Here is a 20,904-nt window from a genome sequence, read left to right on the forward strand (position 1 = left end):
ATCACGCGGGGCGGTTCCGGGTCAGGTGTTGCTGGTGCCCCAGTCGTCGTCCTCGCCGATCCGCCCGTTGGGGTGGGCGCGGCCGCGCAGGGCGGACACCCGGTCGGTGACGGAGGAGGGCAGCCGGTCGCCCACCTTGTCGCCGACGACGTGGGCCGCCTTGCCGGCGTACTGGCGGCCGGTCTGCGCGGCGGACTCGGCGGCGTTGCGCACCGCCGGGTTCCGCGCGAAGTCCTTGGCGGTCTTCTTCATCTGCTCGTACCGCTCGCGTCCCGCACGCGTACCGATCACGTAGCCGAGCGCGAGACCCGCGACGAACGTCAGCTTGTACCGCACGCTGCGATCCTTCCCTGGAGGGTCCTGGGGATGTCCCGGGATACCGATTGGCGGAGCACCCCCCTGCTTGCGCTAATGTATGTCTCGCAGCGAGCGCCCGCCGCCCGGGAGACCCCGGGCAGGACCGTTCGGTGCAACCGCAGCAATCCCCTGTAGCTCAATTGGCAGAGCAGCCGGCTGTTAACCGGCAGGTTACTGGTTCGAGTCCAGTCGGGGGAGCGCGATCCCCTGTAGCTCAATTGGCAGAGCATTCGGCTGTTAACCGGAGGGTTACTGGTTCGAGTCCAGTCGGGGGAGCAGAGCGAAAGAGGACCCTCAGGGGTCCTCTTTCGCGTTTCCGGGAACCATCCGTTCCCGCTCGTGGTCTTCATGGGCGAGCAGCACGGATCGTCCCGATCATCCGGAGCAGGAGATCGTATGAGCGGCTATGCTGCGGCAGGACGGCGCGCACACTTGTACGCGCGTCGGCGTCAGGGGCGGTAGCTCAGCCGGTTAGAGCAGCGGACTCATAATCCGTCGGCCGTGGGTTCGAGTCCCACCCGCCCCACCACTGCGAGGCGCGGCAGAATCGATCTGACCAGGCATTTCGCCTGAGCAGACCGATTCCGCCGCGCCTCGCGCGCAGAAGGCGCTCCCAGGTTTCCCCATGTTCGGACAGGGTGTTCGGACGAGGGCGGACCGACACGCCCGGGTCACCCGGACGCCCCCCCGCGGATCCGCGGCCGGCCGCACCGGGCCCGGCGGGGCTCCGGCCCGGCCGTGTACGACTTTCCCGGTCCGGGGTGTCGTCCTTGCGGGCCGCCCCGGCGGCCGTTGAAGTGTCCGCATGACCACAGCGCGTGATCGTCTCGGGCTCCGCCACCGGTTCGCCCTCTGCGCCGGTGCCGCCGCGGGCGGACTGATGGCGGTGCGGCTGTTCGTGCCGTCCCCGGTCGGCATGGCCGACAACGGCGACGGGTTCCGCAGGATGTGCTCCCTCGACGCCGTGACGCTCGTCCCGCCCGGCGTGGAGCAGTGGCTCAGGTTCGCCCACTTCACGTACACCCGCGCGCCCCGGGACGGCTGCGACCCCGCACAGGTCTACCCCGGCAGCGGCAACTGGCTGCTCCGCGCCGCGGAGGTCCTGAGCGGTCCGCTCGGCCTTCCCGGGGTCCTCGACCTGCGGGCGCTCGCGGTGCTGTTCTGCGTGCTGATCGCGGGGGCCTTCGCGCTCTTCGCGGCCGCCCTCCGCGGAAGCGTCCTGCGCAGGTCCGTGGTGTGCGCGCTGCTGTTCCTCGTGGTCGCGGACAGCACCTTCGCCGGGTACGCGGCCTCCCCGTACGGTGAGCTCGCCGGGCTGACGGGGATGGTCTGGGCCCTCGCGGGGGCGGTCCACCTCGGGGGAGCGCCGGCCGCGCGGGTGGCGGGGCTCCTCGCCTGCACGGCGGGGGCCGTCGTCGCGGTGGCGTCCAAGGCCCAGTCGGCGACCATGGCGGTGCCCTTCCTCGTCCTCCTCGCGCTCGCCCGCGTCCCCGTGGGCCGGTGGCGGGCGGGATGGCGCGGCCGGATCGCCCCCGCGCTGGCCGCGGTGGTGATCGTCGGCGCGGCCGTCGGCGAGATCGCGGCGCAGCCCGGGCAGTTCCGGCGGATCAACCCCACGGAGACGGTCTTCGTCGGCCTCCTCCCCCGCAGCGACGACCCCCGTGAGGCCGCTGCCGACCTGGGGCTTCCTGCGGACTTCGCACGGTACGAGGGCAGGAGCTGGTGGGCGGAGGACCCGCCGCAGAGCGATCCGCGCTGGGCCCGGTACGAGGACCGGATGACGTACGGGAACATCGCGTCCTTCCTGGTCACCCACCCGGTGGTGACCGCCCGCGTCGCGTACGACGCCCTCGACGACTTCGGTGCGGCCCGCCCGGACTACCTCGGCTCCTACCCCCCGGAGGCCGGCCTCCCCCCGGGTGCGCAGGAGTCCCGCCTCGCCCTGTTCGGCGCGCTGGTGCGCGACCTCGGCGGCGGGCTGACGCTGGCGCTGGTCACCGTGCTGGGCGCCGCGGCGGTGCCGTGGTGGCGCCGCACGGCCGACCCCCGGCGCCGTGCCTTCGTGGCGACGGTGCCGTGCGCGGCGGCGCTGACCTGGACGCAGTTCCTGACGGCGGTCTACGGCGAGGCGATCGAGAACACCAAGCACCTGGTGTTCGCCGTCCTGGCCGCCGGCCTCACCCTGGTCATGGCCGTCGCGGTGTCGGCGGCCGGGACGGGGAGCGGGGCCGGTGCGCCGCCCGCCCTGGACGCGGACCCCGACGGGCTCGCCCCGGAGCGCGGCGCCGGCGCGGAGCGCACCGCTCCGGCGGGCGCCGCGGCCTCCGGCGCCGGCTGAGGCCCGGGTCAGCCGGCCCGCGCGTGGTCCGGAGCGGCGGCGGGGGCGCGCGGCGGGGCGATCTCCGCGTTGCGCCGGGTCTTGGCCCACGCCCCCTGCCCCCGCAGGTGACGGCCCAGAGCGCGCCAGGTCGCGAGCGAGTAGCACCACACGTACGCCGTGTAGGCGAAGCCCCAGCCGACGCTGCGCCAGAACCCCCGGCCGGGCTCGCACTTCGCCCGGTACAGCGGACCCCACATGCCGAACTGGACGACCGCCAGCAGGAGATAGCCGAGCAGCACGCCCCACCGGGCCGTCCCCCCGCCCGCCAGGGGCCCGTCGGACCGGCCGGCCCAGTGACTCGCGGCGACGACCAGCAGCGCGGGACAGGCCAGGCTGACGAGGAGCTGGAGCCACGGCTGGAGGAGGGAGTAGCCGATCTCCAGCCTGCCGGGGAGCGAGAGCCGCCGCGACCGCCACACGGTGCGCAGGTGGCGGCCGCACTGCATCGTGCCCTGGCTCCACCGGGTCCGCTGGACGAGCAGGCGTCCCGCGCTCCACAGCCCCTCCTGCTCGACCCAGGTGTCGCGGGTGAAGGCCACGGTGCGGCCCGCGAGCGCCAGGTGCAGGGCGAGCTCGTAGTCGTCGAGCAGCGAGTTGCGCCAGGGGCCGCCCCGCTCGGGGGCGTCGTCCAGCGCGCGCAGCGCGCCGAGGCGCACGAACTGGCCGTTGCCCCCCAGGGACACGGTCCCGGTGAAGGAGCGGCCGGCCTGGAGGGCCGGGACGGCGGCGCGGAACTCGATGTCCTGCATCCGGACCAGGGTGCGGGCGAGCAGGTTCCGGAACGGGCCCGAGCCGGGGAGGGGACGCCGCTCGTCCCGGTTGCGCATCCGCACCTCGATCTGGACCGCGTCCACGGACGGGTCGCCGAGGAGGTGGGGGGAGGCGACGACGTCCAGGCAGCCGGGCCCGGGGACGCCGTCGGCGTCGAAGACGCCGATCACGACGCGGTCGGGCTCGACGCCGTCGGGAAGCGCGGCGGCCACGGCGCGGTAGGCGGCGTTCAGGGCGTCGCCCTTGCCCGTACGGGCGCGGGGCAGTTCGCGGGACACGAGATGGATCCGGCGGTCGCCCTCCCGGTGCAGCGTGACGATGGCGGCGGTGTCGTCGTCGGAGGCGTCGTCCACGATCCACAGGTGGGCGTGGGGGAAGGCTCCGCGCAGCCGGGTCAGGGTCTCGCCGATGACCGCGGCCTCGTTCAGGCAGGGGACGATGACGTGCCAGTCGAAGTGTGAGGCGTCGCCCGCCGGCCGCGGCCCGGCGCGGAGGAACGGGACGACGAGTGCCACCAGATGGCCGAGGGAGACCACGGCGAGCACGAGGAAGAGCGTCGTCGTGGAGGTGACCACGGCGCTCGGGGAACCACCCATCTCCTGGGTTCCTCCTGGGTAGGCCGCGCCCTGCGGGGCGGCTCCGGACACGGTCTCGGCCGCGGTCTCGCGCGGCGGGACGCGGGCCGACGGGGTCGGCCCGCGTCCGGACGTCGGTCGGGCGTGCGGCGGTCAGGCGCCCGCCGCACCGTCCCTCGCCGCGCGGACCATCCAGACTCCGGCCGCGACGAGGACCAGGGCGAGGACGCTCAGAACGGTGAGGAAGAGAGCGGCATCGCCGCTGCTTCCGGTGGCGGCGAGGACACCGCCACCGGCGATGCCGGCTGCGTGGGGTGGTCGGTACACGGGTCTCCTCCAGCGGGAGTCGGGCCGGCCGGTACGGTGGCCGGCGAGGGCAGCGTGGCGGGGCGGACGCCGGGAGCCGCCACTGCGGGACGCTCTGAATCCCGGCGGGTACGGGGCACCGCTCGCTCGGCGAGGGTGCGGGTGAGGGCGACGATGCGGTCGCTGGCCCGGCCGTCGCCGAAGGGCGAGGGGCGGGCCGCGAGCCGGGCCGCCAGACCGGGATCCGCCAGCATCGCGCGGGCACGGACGCCGACGTCCGGGCCGGGCGCGGCCAGCACGGCGAAGCCGTCGGCCATCGCCTCCGGGCGTTCGGTGTTGTTGCGGACGACGACGAGGGGCCTCTTGAGCACCGTGCACTCCTCCTGCACGCCGCCGGAGTCGGAGACCAGCAGGCGTGCCCCGTGGGCCAGCGCGAGGAAGGTGGCGTGGTCGACCGGCTCGACGACCCGCAGGCCGGCCAGCAGTGGTCCCAGCCCGTACTGGCGCGCCCGCGCCGCGGTGCGCGGGTGGATCGGCAGCAGCACGGGGAGCCCCAGCCCGGTGAGCTCGCGGAGGACCGCTCCGAGCCGCTCCGGATCGTCGGTGTTCTCCGGCCGGTGCACGGTGGCGAGGACGAAACCTCCGGGGCGCAGCCCGTACTCCCGCAGGACGGCGGCCCGGGAGCCGGGGCCGGGCAGGGAAGCGAGGACGGCCTCGACCACGGTGTTGCCGGTGAGGTGGATGCGGTCCGGCTCGACGCCTTCGGCGCGCAGCTGCGCCACGGCGCCCGCGGTGGGCGCGCAGTGCACGTCGGCGAGCACCCCGATGAGCCTGCGGTTGATCTCCTCCGGCATGCTCCGGTCGTACGAGCGGAGCCCCGCCTCCACGTGCACCACCTGGATGCCCAGGTAGTGGGCGGCCTGGGCCGCGGCGCAGGCGGAGTTGGTGTCCCCCTGCACCACGACGACCGCGGGACGCGCCGTCTCGAACGCCCGGCCCAGCCGGCCGATCATGGAGCCCATCTGCTCGACGCGCGGCAGCCCGCCCACCCGCCGGATCGTCACCTGCGGATCCGGCAGTCCCAGGCCCCGGAAGATCCCGCCCGACAGGGAGTCGTCGTAGTGCTGCCCCGTGTGCACCACCTGTGCGTCGGCGCCGAGCCCGCGGATGACCCCGGCCAGCTTCACCACTTCGGGCCGGGTGCCCAGCACCACGGCCACGCCGGCTCCTCTACGCCTCAACGGACCTCGTTCCTTACCGGTCTTCGGTCGTGCGACCGACCTGGAGATGGAACGGAATCAAATAGGAAAAAATGCTGAATCGGGGCTCCGCTCTCGGGCGCGTCGCGCGAACCACCTGTTTGACCCACCGGCCGCCCCCGGTCACGAGACGGCGGCCGGGACCCCGTGCGGGGTCCCGGCCGCCGGTGGGCGCGGGGTGGTCGTGCCCGTCAGTTTCCGGTGGCGTACGGGGAGCCGCCCGCGGCCGCGCGGATTCCGGGGAGCGCGGAGTAGAGGGTCGCGCCGGGGCAGAGCGTGGCGTAGCCGTCGCGGTGCCCGGAGACGGTGTGCAGCGTGGCGGCCTGGCCCTTCGTCCACACGCCGGTGTCGGCGGCGGCGGTGAGCGTCACCTTCGCCTCCGGGTCGACGCCGTGCAGACCGAGCTTCCAGGCGGCGAGGTCGGCGATGGCCCGCTGGGCCGCGGCCGTCGGCACGCCGCCGTTCTCGTAGTCGCCGAGCAGGGAGACGCCCGAGGAGTAGCTGTTGAAGCCGTAGGTGTGCGCGCCGAGGACGGGCCGGTCCACGCCACCCGCGCGTCCTTCGAAGACCGTGCCGCACTTGTCGACGAAGAAGTTGTAGCCGACGTCGTTCCAGCCGTTCGTCCGCACGTGGTAGGCGAGGATCGCGCGGATGACGGCCGGGGAGTCGGCGCAGGCGTAGTCGTTCGTCCCGGCGGTGTGGTGGACGAAGACGGCGTCGACCTTGTTCAGGTACGAGGGCGGGTCCTGGACGAGCGACTCGTCCGCGCCCCAGTCGGCGCGGCTGACGATGGTGGGGGCGGTGGGGGCCGTCGGGGTGGTCGGGGTGGTGGTGCCGGGTTCCGGGGACCGGCTCGGCTCGGTGGTGGGCGCGGGGCCGGTGGGCTCCTGCGGGGGCGCCGTGCTGGGGGCCGGGTCCGCGGAGGCTTCGCCGGTGGCGGCCTCGGGCGGGGTGGTGGAAGGCTCCGGCGCGGGGCCGGCCGGTGTGGTCCGCGTGGTGTCGGGGGAGGCGGTGGGCTCGGTGCCGCCCTTTCCGCCCGCCTTTCCGCTCCCCTTGACGCCGCCGTTGCCGTTGCCCCTGACGGTCTCGCCGGGGTCGATCATGTCGAGGCGCAGCGCGTCGGGTACCGAGGTTTCCCCGTCGTCCGCGACGACCCGCGCCTCGACCCCGTCCGACGGGCCGACCCACAGCGGCTCCGAGGCGCCCCGCACGCCCGGCTCCCCGCCCTCGGCGGACTCCGGCGCCCGTACCTCGAAGTCGAGGTCGCGCCATGCGCTCCACTCGCCGGTGGCGGCCCCGCGGGTACGGATCTGAGCGGTGCCCCCGAAGCTGTCGCCGCTGTCCTCCCACGAGACGCCGACGAGCGAGAACGCCTGCGTCCCGGTGCGCGGGAGCGCGCGCCTCTTCGGATCCTTGCCGTCCAGCGGCAGCGCGTGCGCCTTCGCCCGTGGCGCCCCGTCGCCGGGGCGGGCGTCCTCGCCACCCGCCGAGGCGGCGACGGCGGTCACGGCCGTGCCTCCCAGGACGACGACTCCCGCCGCGAGCCACGTCACGTGCTTCTTGCCGTTCGCCCGCCTGGCGCGGGCTCCTCTCGGGCTCATTTCCCATCCTTTGCAGGCAGCCGATCGGTATCCGCCGCGGCCGGTCGCCGACGGATTTTCACGTGGTGCGACGGGAAACCGGGGCGGCGGCGCGGATGCGGAGAACCTTCCACGGAAATCACCCTTCGACTTCAGGGAATGCGGACCCCGAATTCCCGCCGCACGGCTCGGCGGTTATACACGACGGGCCCACTCCGGCGCACCCGAGTGCGCAAACCGGACAGGGGGTTCGCGAAATCCGGCGGGTCACCCCGCGTCGCCGGCGGAGACACGCGCGCCGGAAAGGGGCTCGCCGGAACACGTGGCACGCCCGAACTCGCCCGTGGCGGTGGCGCGCTGGACGTGCCTGCCGCGGACCGCCAGCGTGCAGGCCGCCTGCCCGCCCTTTCCGTCGAGGGTGACGGCGACGGTCGGGGCCTTGCCGAGAGGCGCCCGGACCGACTTCCGCCAGGGGAGCGTGACGTCCCGCTCGACCGTGGCCGTGCCGTCCTCGCTGCGGGCGAGGTAGGCGATTTCGGCCGTCCCCACCCCCGTGACCTCGTACGTCACCTCGGCCGTGGGCACGGCTCGCGGCTTCGGCCGCTCCTCGGCGTCGAGCACGCCGTAGCCGACCAGTCCGAGGCAGGCGAGCAGGACCATCCCGGCGGCCACCCACCCCCGCCGGTCCGACGGGCCCTCGCCGCCCGCGTGTTCGCTCTCCTGCTGCGCGGAGTTCTCCGTGATTTCACTGGACGGCATGAAAGGGCCCGGCTTTCGATGGACGGGTGGATGAACCGGGCGGTTATACACCATGCCGAAGTCCACCCGCGAGCGAGCGGAGGAAACGGGCGAACGGCACTCCTTCCGAGTACTCGATTGTCCCTAATGTCGCCAGGGTTGACTTGCTTTCCCGCGGCTGGTTAGAAAACCCCCCGCGACTCTGCGATTTCGCGTTCTTCTGCTTCTCGCGGCCGGTTCGCATTGCTCCAAGCCGGGCGGAAACATCCGCTCCGGCTCGTTCGGCATGCCCATTTCGCGTACGGCGATGCGGGGGTGCCGGTACCGAAAGGTATTGCGGTGAAATTTCCACACAGGAGATTCGTCTCCTGTCTGGTCGTGTCGGCGGTGGCGGGCGCACTGCTGCCCCAGGCCGCCTACGCGGCCCAACCGTCCTCGTCCTCGGACGACGGCCCCGGTGTCCTCGACACGATCGCGGGCTGGTTCCAGGACGACGACGAGGGCGGGACGACGCCCCCGCCCGTCGGCGGGGCCCTGGAGATACCCAGCCGGGAGAAGCTGCCCGAGGGGGAGAAGCTCCCGAAGGCGAAGCGGGTCAAGGAGCTGACGGACAAGCGCACCTCGCAGGCGCGCTACTGGCAGCTCTCCGACGGCCGCGTCGAGGCCGAGCTGACGGCGGTGCCGACCGCGTACAGGTCCGGTGCCTCCTGGAAGCCGGTCGAGACCGCCGTGCGCGCCACCCGGGACAAGGGCTTCGACTTCGCCAACACCACGAACACCGGCAAGAGCTGGTTCGGCTCCGACGCCGGCAGGTTCATGCGCTTCGAGGCGGAGACCGGCGGGGCGATCACGTTCGGCCTGTCCGGCGCCGGTCCGCTCACGCCGGAGGCGAAGGGCGACCGGGTCGTCTACAAGGACGCCGTCGCCGGCGCGGACCTGTCGTACCGGGTCGGCAACGGGCAGGTGAAGGAGGACATCGTCCTGGCCGAACGCCCGGCAGGACCGGTGTCGTTCACCTTCACCCTGGACACCGAGGGCGGCCTGACGCCCAAGGCCCGCGAGGACGGCTCGATCGCCTTCTTCGGCGAGGCCCCGGGCACTCCGGTCATGGTGATCCCGGCTCCGTACATGACGGACGCCAGGAAGGACCCGCAGTCGGTCACCGGCGGCACGTACAGCACCGCGGTCACCCAGAAGCTGAGCCGTGACGCGGACGGCAAGGGCTGGAAGCTGACCGTCACGCCGGACGCGAAGTGGCTCGCGGCCAAGGAGCGCCAGTACCCGGTCGTCATCGACCCGACGATCACGATCACGCCGATCGCCTCGGTCTCCGAGGACACCATGGTCCTCTCGGACCAGCCCGGCGTGAACTTCAACAACACCTGGAAGCTGTCGGTCGGCAAGACCGACACCGGCGTCGCCCGCTCCCTGATCAAGTTCCCGCTGAACGAGATCCCGGCCGGGGTGAAGGTCGACGCGGCCCGGCTGAGCCTGTACTACGACCAGTCGCACACCACCAACGGCAACACGGTCGCCCTCGAAGCGCACCGGGCCACCGGCGCGTGGAGCGAGGCGGGCGCGACGCCCGCGACCTGGTCCAACACCAGCGCGCTGGTGGGCGAGCTGTCCGGCACCACCGTGCAGCTGGACGACGGCGACGCCGGTACGGCGGCCGTCGGCGAGTGGCCGCGCGGCACCACGACGGGCGGTGCGGCGACCAACGACGACTACGCGTCCAACAAGAACGCGCTCACCGGCGAGTCGTACGCCTGGCAGCCGAGGGTCCCGGAGACCGACACCTACCGGGTGGACGTGCACTACCCGGCCGCGGCGGACGCGGCCACGGCCGCCCCGTACACGGTCACCCACAACGGCGGCACCAAGAACTACACGGTCAACCAGACCGGCACCGGCGGCGTCTGGAAGACCCTGGACGCGACGGAGCTGAGCTTCGCCAAGGGCAACGCCGGCAAGATCGTCCTGGGTGACACCGGCTCGGCCACGACCCGGACGCTGGCCGACTCGGTGCGGCTTGTGAACCCGGCCGAGATCACCAAGGCCGCCTGGGACTACAACAAGTGGCACGACTTCCCCGTCGCCGACACCGTCCAGAAGTGGGTCTCCGGCACGGCCGTCAACCACGGCTTCGTGCTCAAGGCCAAGGACGAGACGGCCACCGCGCCGCAGGGCGGCCCGCGCTACGAGGCCGCCGACGGCAACGCCTACGGCGACGAGACCTCCACGTACCCGCGCCTCACGGTGACCTACGGCGCCGTCGGCACCTCGCTGAACTCGCCGACCGTGGTCCACTCCACCGGCCCGGAGCTGTCCTGGCCCGCGTACGCCAACACCAGCGGTGACAGCGGCCTGGACATCGTGGAGTACCAGCTGCACCGCTCCACGCAGCAGGTCTTCACCCCCTCCGCCGCCACCCTGATCGCCCCGATCCCGACGGGCACGACCGCCTACACGGACACCACGGCGGTACCGACCCCGGACTCCTCCTCCAGCGAGATCGGGAAGTCGTACTACTACCAGCTCGCGGTCAGGACCAAGAACGGTCAGCTCCTCGGGTCACCGACCCGGATCGTGGGCATCCCCAAGGCCGGCCGGACGATGAGGATCATCCAGGCGGGCCAGGTCGACACCACGCTCTCCTCGCAGCAGCCGACCGTCAACCACGACGGCCTGGTCTCCGGCAAGGCCCAGACCTGGCTGAGCGTCGGCAACAACTCCGGCACGTACGGCAAGACCCGCGCCGCCCTGAAGTTCCCCACCACGTCGATCCCCACCACCGCCACGGTGCTGGAGAACAAGATGTACATGTGGGGCGCGGAGACCACCAGCACCACCGACGGTGCGGTCTACGAACTCCACGCGCTGACACGGGACTTCACCGAGACCCAGGCCACCTGGAACAACGCGAACTCGACCACCCCGTGGACCACCGCCGGCGGCGACTTCTCCGCCGCCGTCTCCGACACCGTCCCGCAGATCACCGACGAGGTCGGCCGCCACTGGTGGGACGCCACCGGGCTGATGCAGTCCTGGGTCAGGACGCCCGCCAACAACAAGGGCGTCCTGGTCAAGCTGAAGGACGAGACCACCACCGGCCCGCAGGAACGCACCCTGTTCCTGTCCGCCGAGGCCTCCGACCCGCAGCTGCGCCCGTACATGCAGGTCATCTACGTCGACTCGACCACCGAGGACACGTACTACGCGCCGACGACCCCGGCCCGGATGACGCCGAACACCACCTACACGGTGGAGTTCACGGTCACCAACACCACGTCCGCGGCGTGGGCCGCGGGTGAGCGCGAGCTGTCCTACACCTGGAAGCTCCCCGACGGCACGGACGTGACGACGGGCGGCAACCAGCTCAGGACGGCGATCCCGGCCCTGCTGCCGGGCAAGTCCGCCACGATCCAGGCGAAGGTCGCCACACCGATCAACTCGGACTCCGGCAACAAGCGCAACGAGTACGTGCTCGGCTGGGACGTCCGCAAGATCGCCGACGGCAGCTGGCTGTCCGCCGGCACCGGCGGCATCCCGTCGCTGAAGCAGAACGTGGCGGTGGAGGACCCCACCTCCAACAGCCTCGGCATGGAGAAGTTCTACAGCTACACCGGCAAGAACACCGGCGCCGGCTCGACGGTCATGAACAACCTGGCCTCCGGCAACAGCGTCTGGCAGTACAACGCCTTCACCAACCCCGGCCGTGGCCTGAGCACCTTCGTCCGCTTCGCCTACAACAGCCAGGACACCTCCGACACGGTCGCCGGTCACGGCTGGTCGATGCAGGCCGCGGGACCGATCCGGCTCGGCGCGGCGCTGGACTTCCACCCCAACCCGAACCCGACGGAGATCCGTCTCCCGGACGGTGACGGCACCACGCACGTCTTCCGCAAGCAGGCGGACGGCACGTGGAAGGCCCCGGCGGGCGTCCACTACAAGGTCACGATGAAGGCCGGCCTGGACTGCAAGCCGACCAAGGACCCGGTCCCCGACGCCTGGACGCTCACGCGCCCGGACGGGACCCGGTTCCTGTTCGGCTGCGACGGCTACCTGACCTCGACGGTGGACAAGAACGGCAACACCCAGACGTTCACCTACGAGGAGCGCAAGTCCAACAACAAGCCGACCAAGTTCCTGACCTACGTCACGGACCCGGCCGGCCGGCAGACGCTCACCGTCGACTACTTCAAGAAGGGTGACGCGTCCTACGAGTACATCGACGGCTCGGGCGCGAAGGTCACGGGCTCGAACCTGACCAACTCCAAGATCTACGACCACGTGAAGTCCATGACGGACGTCTCCGGCCGCAAGATCGCCTTCTTTTACACGGACAAGGGCCTGCTCGGCCAGATCACCGACGGCGTCGGCTCCAGCCAGCCGAAGGACTTCAGGTTCACCTACGACGCCACGCAGGGCAACAAGAACGTCAAGCTGGTCAAGGCAACCGACCCGCGCGGCAACAGCACGCAGTTCGCGTACTACGCGCCGCAGGCCGGCGACGACCCGAAGTACCACTGGTGGACCAAGACGATCACCGATCGTCTCGGTTTCCTCACCGGGTTCGCGTACAAGGCGAACACGGCGAATCCCGCGTTCACCGACACCAAGGTCACCGACGCCGAGGCACACGCCACGGACTACGTGACGGACGACTTCGGCCGCCCGGTCCAGACGACCAACGCCAAGTCCCAGGTCGCCAAGATGGCGTGGGACGCCGACAACAACGTCACGTACGTGGAGGAGGCCAACGGGGCCAAGGCCGCGTACTGCTACGACCAGAAGACGGGCTACCCCCTCTGGATGCGGGACGCGGAGAACAATAGGGCAGGTGTTCCGCCACAGGCGGACTGCGCCCCGGGCACCTACCCGGCGAACTCCCAGCAGTACAGCTACCAGACGCGTCTGGACGGCTACTCCGCCGACCTGGCCACCAAGACCTCCCCGGAGGGACGCAAGTGGCAGTTCGGCTACGACGCCTTCGGCAACCTCAAGACGGTCACCGACCCCAAGGGCGTCGCCACCACCACGGCGGGCGACTACACCACTGCGTATGAGTACGACGCGTACGGCCAGTTGACCAAGGCGACCGACGCCAACGGCAACCCGACGACCAACAGCGGCTTCGGTCCGACGGGTTACCCGGCGAAGATCACCGATGCGCTGGGCAAGGCGACGGACTTCGTCTACGACGAGCGCGGCCAGGTCACCGAGATCACCGACGCACTGGGCAAGAAGATCACCCAGACGTACGATGTCTTCGGGCGTTCGCTGGTCAACACGGTGCCCAAGGACCAGGCGGCCGGCGTGCTGATCACGTCCCCGGCACCGGTCTACGACGCGAACGACAACGTCACCACCTCCACTGCGCCCAACGGGGCGGTCTCCACAGCGGTCTACGACGCGGCGGATCAGATGGCCTCGGCCACTTCGCCGAAGGACACGACCACCTCGGAGGAGCGCAAGACGGTCTACAGCTACGACAAGGTCGGCAACCTCAGGACGACGACCGAGCCCAAGGGCACGCTGACCACGTCGGACCCGGCCGACTACGTCACGACGCAGTACTACGACGCGATCAACCAGCTCACGTCAGCGGTCAACACGGCCGGTGACAAGATCGCTTACGAGTACGACAGCGTCGGCAACCTGACCACGGTCATCGATCCGAAGAAGAACGCGACCGCGGACACGACCGACTACACGAGCAAGACCGCCTACGACCTGAACCACCGGGTCACCACGGTCACGGACGCGGCCGGCAACTCCACCTCGCGCACCTACGACAAGGACTCCCTGGTCATCCAGACCAAGGACGCCGAGGGCAACGTCAGCTACGTCGACTACGACGAGCGCGGGAAGCAGAAGGAGGTCCGCGTACCCTACGAGGGGGCTACCTTCCGCAAGACCCAGTTCGAGTACGACCAGGTCGGCAACACCACCAGGGTGATCACCCCGCGTGGTACGGCCACCGCCGCGGTGGAGGACTTCGCCTCGCGCACCGAATACGACGCGCTGAACCGGCCGGTCAAGCAGTTCCAGCCGTACGACCCCGCCGACGCCCGCTACAACAACCCCAACGTCTACACGCAGACCGTGTACGACGCCGTGGGCCGCGTCTCGAAGACGTCGCTGCCGCCGTCGGAGGGTCAGACGGTCCGCAACGACACGGTCTACGAGTACTTCGACAACGGCTGGGTGAAGAAGTCCACCGACCCGTGGGACATCTCGACCACCTACGACTACACCGAGCTCGGACAGCAGAAGGCCCGCACACTCACCTCCGCCGGCGGCTCCTCGGACCGCACCATGTCATGGGCGTACTACCCGGACGGCAAGCTGAAGTCCAAGTCGGACGACGGCGTGCCGGTGGGCAGTTCGGTGGTGCTGGTGGACAACTCCGACAGCCGGCACACATCGGCCACGGGCACGTGGACGAAGGGTGACATCGCCGGGCAGCAGGGCTACGACCACCACACCCACGCCGCTGGAACGGGTACCGACGCCTACACGTGGACGCTGAACATCCCCAAGGACGGTACGTACACCGCGTACGTGAAGTACCCGAAGGTGACCGGCGCCGCCACCACGGCGAAGTACACGCTGTCGCAGGGCACCACCACCCACCCCGCGGTCACCAAGGACCAGAACGCCGCCACCGGCACCTGGGTCGCACTCGGCTCCTACAGCCTCGCGCAGGGCAACGACGCCCGGCTGAAGCTGGACCAGAACAGCGCCGGCATCGTCGTCGCCGACGGCGTCAAGCTGGTGCGCGACATCTCCGGCGACACGGACTCCGAGAAGAAGACCTTCACCTACGCCTACGACGCCAACTCCAACCTGACCTCGGTCGACGACACCTCCTCTGGTGCCGGGATCGACGTGTACACGATCGCCTACACCGGCCTCAACCAGGTCCAGAAGGTGACCGAGGCGCTCGCGGGTACGGAGAAGAAGGCCACGTCGTACACCTACGACGCCAACGGGCGACCGGAAACGATCACCCACCCCGACCAGTTCTCCAAGTACACCTATGACCTGCGCGAGTTGGTCAAGACGGTGTCGGTCGGCAAGACGGCCTCGGACGCCTCGCCGAAGGTCACCTCGTACACGTACACCAGCCGCGGCCAGAAGCTGCAGGAGACCAAGGCCAACAAGAACACGGTCGACTACACCTACTACCTCAACGGCGCCGCGAAGACGACGTCGGAGAGGAAGAGCTCCGGCACGCTCGTCTCCTCGCACGCCTACGCCTACGACGCCAACGGCAACAAGGCACAGGACGTCGCGAAGAAGATGAACGCCGACGACAACTCGGCCTACCTCGAGTCGACCACGGACTACACCTACGACCCCGTGGACCGGCTCGCCAAGTCGGTGAAGACCGGTACCGGCGCGGGCACCGAGACGTACGTCCACGACGCCAACGCCAACGTCATCAGCCAGGCGGTCAAGGGCACGTCGTCGACGTTCACCTATGACCGCAACCGGCTGATGACCGTCACCACCGGCAGCTCGACCGCCGACTACAACTACGACCCGTTCGGCCGCCAGGAGTCGGTCACGGCGGGTGGCCAGGTCATCGAGCGATCCGTCTACGACGGCTTCGACCACGTGGTGGAGTCCCAGAAGACGGACGCCGCCGGCGCGTTGAAGTCGACGAAGTACACCTTCGACCCGCTGGACCGCACCGCGTCGAAGACGGCGGACGGCAAGACGACCGACTTCGACTACCTCGGCCTGTCCGGGGAGGTCCTCGGCGAGGAAGTCGCCGGCGAACTCACGAAGTCCTACCAGTACAGCCCCTGGGGCGAACGGCTCTCCCAGGTCAAGCACAACACCGACGGCACCAGCGAAGACGGCTACTACGGCTACAACTCGCACACCGACGTCGAAACCCTGACCGACAAGAACGGCGACTCCAAGTCCACCTACGGCTACACCGCCTACGGATCCGACGACACGGACGAGTTCACCGGCATCGACAAGCCCGACGCCGCCGACCCGACCAAGGAGGCGTACAACCCCTACCGCTACAACTCCAAGCGCTGGGACGCCGGCGCCGGCACCTACGACATGGGATTCCGCGACTACGACCCCGGGCTCAACCGCTTCACCACCCGGGACATGTACAACGGCGCCCTCGAGGACATGGGGCTGGGAGTCGACCCGTTCACCGGCAACCGGTACGCCTTCACCGGCGGAAATCCCATCAACCGCATCGAGATCGACGGGCACGACTCCTGGTTCACCGACGTTCTCGACCGGGTCCAAGCGACGGCCGTCGAGGCGGTCGAGAGCCAAAGCGCTCGGAGCATCTGGGACACGGCGAAGACCGCCGCCAAGCGAAACCTACTGGGTGCCGCGATCGGCGCGGTGACGGACATCGCGCAGGGCGAGGACCCGCTGAAGGCCCTGGTATGTTCGGCGGGATGCAGTACCCACAATGCTCGGAACATGGTGGATCGTTACAGGTGCGAGACCCAGTCTCGAGAGGAGAGGTACATGTACTTCCCGCTCGTGAACGGGAACGCGACCGGAGCCACCGCCCTCATCTGCCCCAGCGACCTCAAGCCGCCGAACTCGCGCAGCACTGAGGACACGTTCACACCGGAGGGCTTCCCTGTCGGCGTGAACGACGCGAACGGTGACCCTCTCTACAATCGGTCTCACATCATCGGGGACCGGTTCCACGGGGCGAACATCGCTGAAAACATGTTCACGGGTTATCGGCGCTTCAATGTGAGCGGCATGAAGACCTGCGAGAACAGGATGGCGACGGCTCTCGCCGCAGAGCCTGTGACCTACGGCGCGGTTCTGGAATACGGCGATCCGGCCGCACCCCGGATACCGACTGCGATCACCATGACCGCGTCCACGCCGACCCGTAAACTTTTCAGCGTGCGGATCGAGAACAAGAACCAGAACGGGGGAGGCTGTTGAGCATCGAATCCCTGGAGTCCGCGCTGCCGGGGCTGGTGGCGCAGCGACTCCAGACTCCACGACGAATCGACTGGGAAGTGATCTTCGGCGGCCTGGGGACGCAGCTGCCGGACGATTACGTCGGTCTGGCGCAGTCGTACCCCAGGCTGAAGATCGGGCGATTCCTCACGGTGACGGCTCCAGCCCCAGGGTACGAAGAGGGCTTCGTCGAGTCCGCGAGAATGGATCTGGCCGGCGCCGAGGAAATGTCGCAGAAAGGGATGACCGGCGGGTATCCCGTCTTCCCGGCTCCAGGAGGGCTGCTGCGATGGGGCAGCTCGATCGATGGCGACGAGTTCCATTGGCGCACAGAAGGGCAGCCGAACCAGTGGACTGTCGTCGTGGCCGGCCGGAATGACGACTGGTTCCACCACGAGGGCAGCCTCACAAGCTACCTTTCCGGACTTTGCTCCGGGACGGTCCCGCCCTACGGGCTCCCCCCGAACTTTCCCGGTCCCGATCCTGCGGTATCCGTAGGCTGAGGAAAATCGAAATACTGAGGGGGCTCGCCGGACCGCGGGCCCCCTCAGTCCTTTACCGTATGGACGGGGATCAAACCGTAGGCCGGTGAGCCGGATCACCGGAGGTGCAGGCGGACATCGTTCCTGATGTCCGCCTGCACCTCGCCCTTCTGTGAAAGGCCCTTGCATGTGGGTGCAACGTCTACTCGAATTCACCGGCTGGGAGCCGTCGGCGCACTCCGTCGACTGGGCGGCGGTAGAGGAGGAGCTTCGCGTTCCTCTGCCGCCGGACTTCAAGCGACTGTGTGAAGGCTTCGGCGGGGGAACCTTCTGCGACTCCATCGCTTTCTACGGCAGGGCGGAGGGGGTTCATTTCAATTTCCTCCTGCCGTGGCAGATGCCCCTGTCTCCCCTTCCTTCCGAAAGCGGCCCGTACCAGGAGTACACGCCGGGCGGAAAGGGGTACATCAAATGGGCCTCGTCGGAATGGGGCACTGCATACTGCTGGCTTGTCGACGCGCAACAGCCCGGCACATGTCCTGTCCTCGCCCGGGGCGAAGCCGGCGAGTGGTGCGAGTACGACATGTCGACGTCGGAATTCCTCCACAGGGTCCTGGCGGACGAGGATTTCCAGCCGTTCGGCATCGCCCGGCACGGGCTCGACCCGACGTTCCGGCCTGGCCCCGGGGCCGACGGCAGCTGACGAGCGGCTGACCGTCACGCGGGTCGGTGAAGGGGAGATACGCCGGGGCGATGTCGTCCTCGTCGGTGTGCCCGGGCGGTACGGGAACGCGCCGGTCCTGCAGCGGGTGATCGGCCTGGGCGGGGACCACGTGGAGTCCCGCGACGGCGTGCGGGTCGCGGTGAACGGCGAGCCGATCGACGAGCCGTACGTGATGCGTGACCCGCTCGGTTCGGCGGGTCCGGCGTACGACGTGACCGTGCCGGAGGGACGCCTGTTCCTGCTGGGCGACAACCGGCCCGTCGCGAACGACTCGCGCTCCTTCCTCGACGAGCAGTCGGGCAGCGTCGCGGCTTCCGGCGTGCGCGGCCGTGTCCGAGCCGAAGGGGCCGTGCCGTCGGCGCTGTGGCCGATGGTGGCCTTCGGGGCCCTGCTCGCACTGGTCGGGATCGGATCGGGGGTCCGGGGGTACATGACCGGGCAGCGCCCCTGACGCGGTGGTGGCGACACGGTCCGTGGCTTGCTCTGGATCCTGTGGGAGGGTCCGCCGACGGAGTCGGCGGACCCTTTCGGCTTTCGGGGCGGGAGAGGGGCCGGGCGCGAGGATCCCGCGACGGCGTTGCCCGGCCTTCCCGGCAGCCCCGGCGGTCCCGCCACGAGATCGCCGGCCGGGACGGGCGGCGGATGGGCCAGCCCCCTGTGTCGGTTGTCGACCACCGGCCGCGCTCGGTACCGCCTGTGGGCCCGCGCCCCGTGCGGGACGGCGGCCCGCTCCCTGTGGATGTGGCGGTGATCACAGCACGAAGCCGTGATGATCCCTGCGCCCGTTCCGCTGGATTCCGCGAGGACCACGAAGGACCAGTGCCCTCCGAGGGCGACGGAGAACCGGGTACCGGCCGGTTCGTGTACGAGGGAGCAGGGGAACGATGGACCGCGACAGCCGGACGCTGCGAGCCTCCGAGATGAGTGGGTACGCCGCCGATTTCGTCTCCCACACGAGGGCGAGGGCGCGCTTGCCGCTGGACTACTCGACGGCCAGCCTGCGGATCGTGGACCGGGTGGTGGACGGGCTGCGGCGGACGACCGACGACCCCTCCGCCGTCAGGCAGGCCCTCCAGGGCCTCGGCGCCTACGCCGGCGAGGTGTTCGTGCGCCGGTGCGGCGCGCGCTGGGTCGACTTCGACGAGGAGACCTACGAGCTCTTCCAGCAGCCGGTGGGCGTGCGCAGCACGGACGGACGGGCGTGGAACCCGTTGGGCAAGGTCGTGAACCGCTTCGAGCTGGGCGCCGGAGAGTCCGTGCACGAACTCTCCTTCCTCTTCCCGGGGCGGGCCCGGACGTCCCCGCTCACGGGGTGCGCCGGCGGACGCGTAAGGTAGCGGGCCGGGAAGGGCAGGCGGCGCGGTCGGCCGCCGAACTCCCCGACGACGTCACGCAGGAAGTAACGACTGGCACCGATGAAGGCTCACGATGTTGTGCTGGCGCGTGCTGTCGAGCGGGCCCGGGCCGGTGACGAGGCCGCCTTCGCGGAGGCCTACCGGATCGTGCACCCGGGGCTGCTGGGATACCTGAGGGGCATGGTCGGGCAGGACGCCGAGGACGTCGCCTCCGACGCCTGGCTGGAGATAGCACGGGACCTCGGACGGTTCCGCGGTGACGGCGCGGGCTTCCGCGGCTGGACCGCGACCATCGCCCGCCACCGGGCGCTCGACCACCTCCGGCGCGTGCGTTCCCGCCCGCGCGGCGACCTCTTCGACCAGGACGTGCTGGACCTGCCCGCGCGGCAGGACACGGCGGGCGAGGCCATGGAGACGCTGTCCACCGGACGGGTGTTAGGGCTGGTCGCCGGCCTGCCCCGGGAGCAGGCGGAGGCCGTGCTGCTGCGGGTGGTGGTCGGACTCGACGGGCCGGCCGCGGCACGGGTACTGGGCAAGCGGCCCGGTGCGGTACGGTCCGCTGCGCATCGCGGACTGAGACGACTGGCGAACCAGCTACGGGGAGGTGACGGATGAGCCGGGGTCCTGCGGTGGACGACGACCACGAGAACGACGCCGCGGCGGAGGCGCTGCGCGCCGCCCTGCGCCCGGGCCGGCCCCTGGGCGAGGACGAGGGCGGGGACGGCGCGCGGCAGGCGGTCGCCGCGTTCCGCGCCGCCCGCGACGCGGGCCTGCACTCCGGGCCGGGCGCGCCGCGGACGCGCCGCCGTGACGACTGGCGGCCGGTCGCGGACCGGCGCACGGGGCGTTGGCCGAGAGCGGTGCTGGTCGCGCTGGTCTCCGGCATGACGCTGGGCGGCGTGGCGGTCGCCACGGACACGCTGCCGAACCCCCTTGCCGACCTGCCGGAAGGCCGTCCCGAGCCGGGTGCGGGCACCCTCGTGCCGACGCCGCCCGAGGACGCTTCCGCGTCCGCGTCCCCGTCGCCCCCGGAGCCGGCTCCGTCCACGGCACCCGTACGGGAGACGCCCGTGCCGGGCCCGGCGGAACCGGAGCGGGTGCCGCCCGGCGCCGCGAGGAGTCACGAGGCGTGGTGCCGTGTGTACGAGCAGAAGGCCGGGCGCGCGGGTGGCGAGGCCCTGGACGCGACCGCTCTGCGGCGCCTGGTCGAGGCGGCGGGCGGGAAAGAGGCCGTGCCGGTCTACTGCGAGAAGCTCACGGGCACGGCCAAGGCCCGCGACAAGGCCTCCCCCGCGGCGGAGGGCGACGGACAGGACCGGGGCCGGGGCCGTTCCGAGGAGAGGAAGGCCCCCGCCGACCGCCGCTAGGCGCGGGCCTCGGGGACGAGCCCGTGCGCGGTCGCCT

General features: G+C 70.7%; 13 protein-coding genes and 3 tRNA genes. 11 read left to right on the forward strand and 5 right to left on the reverse strand.

Features of this window, described 5'->3' with window-relative positions; genetic code table 11:
• Positions 1-21: 21 nt before the first annotated feature.
• Positions 22-336 (reverse strand): YtxH domain-containing protein, encoded by a 315-nt coding sequence (locus tag ACFW6A_RS13225; RefSeq protein WP_351848024.1) that lies wholly within the window; start codon positions 334-336, stop codon positions 22-24.
• A 146-nt stretch (positions 337-482) separates the two neighbouring features.
• On the opposite strand from ACFW6A_RS13225, the gene ACFW6A_RS13230 reads away from it, so the two are divergent.
• The 4 genes from ACFW6A_RS13230 (at position 483) to ACFW6A_RS13245 (ending at position 2,695) form a co-directional block, all read left to right on the forward strand.
• Positions 483-555 (forward strand) — tRNA-Asn (locus ACFW6A_RS13230).
• 5 nt (positions 556-560) lie between these two features.
• Positions 561-633 (forward strand) — tRNA-Asn (locus ACFW6A_RS13235).
• Between the two features lie 176 nt (positions 634-809).
• Positions 810-886 (forward strand) — tRNA-Ile (locus ACFW6A_RS13240).
• 276 nt (positions 887-1,162) lie between these two features.
• Positions 1,163-2,695, forward strand: a complete 1,533-nt coding sequence (locus ACFW6A_RS13245) for a hypothetical protein (protein ID WP_386477379.1) — start codon at positions 1,163-1,165, stop codon at positions 2,693-2,695.
• 8 nt (positions 2,696-2,703) lie between these two features.
• On the opposite strand, the gene ACFW6A_RS13250 is transcribed toward ACFW6A_RS13245, so the two are convergent.
• The 4 genes from ACFW6A_RS13250 to ACFW6A_RS13265 form a co-directional block, all read right to left on the reverse strand.
• Positions 2,704-4,104: a glycosyltransferase family 2 protein gene (locus ACFW6A_RS13250; RefSeq protein ID WP_386477382.1), complete on the reverse strand. Its 1,401-nt coding sequence runs from the start codon at positions 4,102-4,104 to the stop codon at positions 2,704-2,706.
• A 209-nt stretch (positions 4,105-4,313) separates the two neighbouring features.
• Positions 4,314-5,609 (reverse strand): non-hydrolyzing UDP-N-acetylglucosamine 2-epimerase, encoded by a 1,296-nt coding sequence (wecB, locus tag ACFW6A_RS13255; RefSeq protein WP_351848031.1) that lies wholly within the window; start codon positions 5,607-5,609, stop codon positions 4,314-4,316.
• Positions 5,610-5,839: 230 nt separating this feature from the next.
• A complete protein-coding gene (locus tag ACFW6A_RS13260; protein WP_386640481.1) occupies positions 5,840-7,249 on the reverse strand; it encodes an N-acetylmuramoyl-L-alanine amidase in 1,410 nt (469 codons plus the stop codon).
• A gap of 246 nt (positions 7,250-7,495) precedes the next feature.
• Entirely contained in the window at positions 7,496-7,987 is a 492-nt protein-coding gene (locus ACFW6A_RS13265; RefSeq protein WP_351848037.1) for a hypothetical protein, read from the reverse strand.
• Between the two features lie 1,320 nt (positions 7,988-9,307).
• On the opposite strand from ACFW6A_RS13265, the gene ACFW6A_RS13270 reads away from it, so the two are divergent.
• From ACFW6A_RS13270 to ACFW6A_RS13300, 7 genes are all read left to right on the forward strand, one after another.
• The gene (locus tag ACFW6A_RS13270; protein WP_386640658.1) at positions 9,308-16,921 is read left to right on the forward strand and encodes a DNRLRE domain-containing protein; all 7,614 of its coding nucleotides are present in this window, start codon (positions 9,308-9,310) and stop codon (positions 16,919-16,921) included.
• On the forward strand, positions 16,918-17,442 hold the full coding sequence (locus tag ACFW6A_RS13275) for a hypothetical protein (RefSeq protein ID WP_386640485.1): 525 nt from the start codon (positions 16,918-16,920) through the stop codon (positions 17,440-17,442). The genes ACFW6A_RS13270 and ACFW6A_RS13275 overlap by 4 nt, the downstream gene beginning before the upstream one ends.
• Before the next feature lie 166 nt (positions 17,443-17,608).
• A complete protein-coding gene (locus ACFW6A_RS13280) occupies positions 17,609-18,124 on the forward strand; it encodes an SMI1/KNR4 family protein (protein WP_386640488.1) in 516 nt (171 codons plus the stop codon).
• Between the two features lie 7 nt (positions 18,125-18,131).
• Positions 18,132-18,596: a signal peptidase I gene (lepB, locus tag ACFW6A_RS13285; protein ID WP_386640661.1), complete on the forward strand. Its 465-nt coding sequence runs from the start codon at positions 18,132-18,134 to the stop codon at positions 18,594-18,596.
• Between the two features lie 433 nt (positions 18,597-19,029).
• Entirely contained in the window at positions 19,030-19,482 is a 453-nt protein-coding gene (locus ACFW6A_RS13290; RefSeq protein ID WP_351848044.1) for a hypothetical protein, read from the forward strand.
• Between the two features lie 78 nt (positions 19,483-19,560).
• On the forward strand, positions 19,561-20,115 hold the full coding sequence (locus ACFW6A_RS13295; RefSeq protein WP_351848046.1) for an RNA polymerase sigma factor: 555 nt from the start codon (positions 19,561-19,563) through the stop codon (positions 20,113-20,115).
• Positions 20,112-20,867: a hypothetical protein gene (locus ACFW6A_RS13300; RefSeq protein WP_351848048.1), complete on the forward strand. Its 756-nt coding sequence runs from the start codon at positions 20,112-20,114 to the stop codon at positions 20,865-20,867. Before ACFW6A_RS13295 ends, ACFW6A_RS13300 begins: the two co-directional genes overlap by 4 nt.
• Positions 20,868-20,904: the final 37 nt, after the last annotated feature.

Source organism: Streptomyces sp. NPDC058758 (genome assembly GCF_042746075.1).
In the GTDB taxonomy this organism is placed as follows: Bacteria; Actinomycetota; Actinomycetes; order Streptomycetales; family Streptomycetaceae; genus Streptomyces.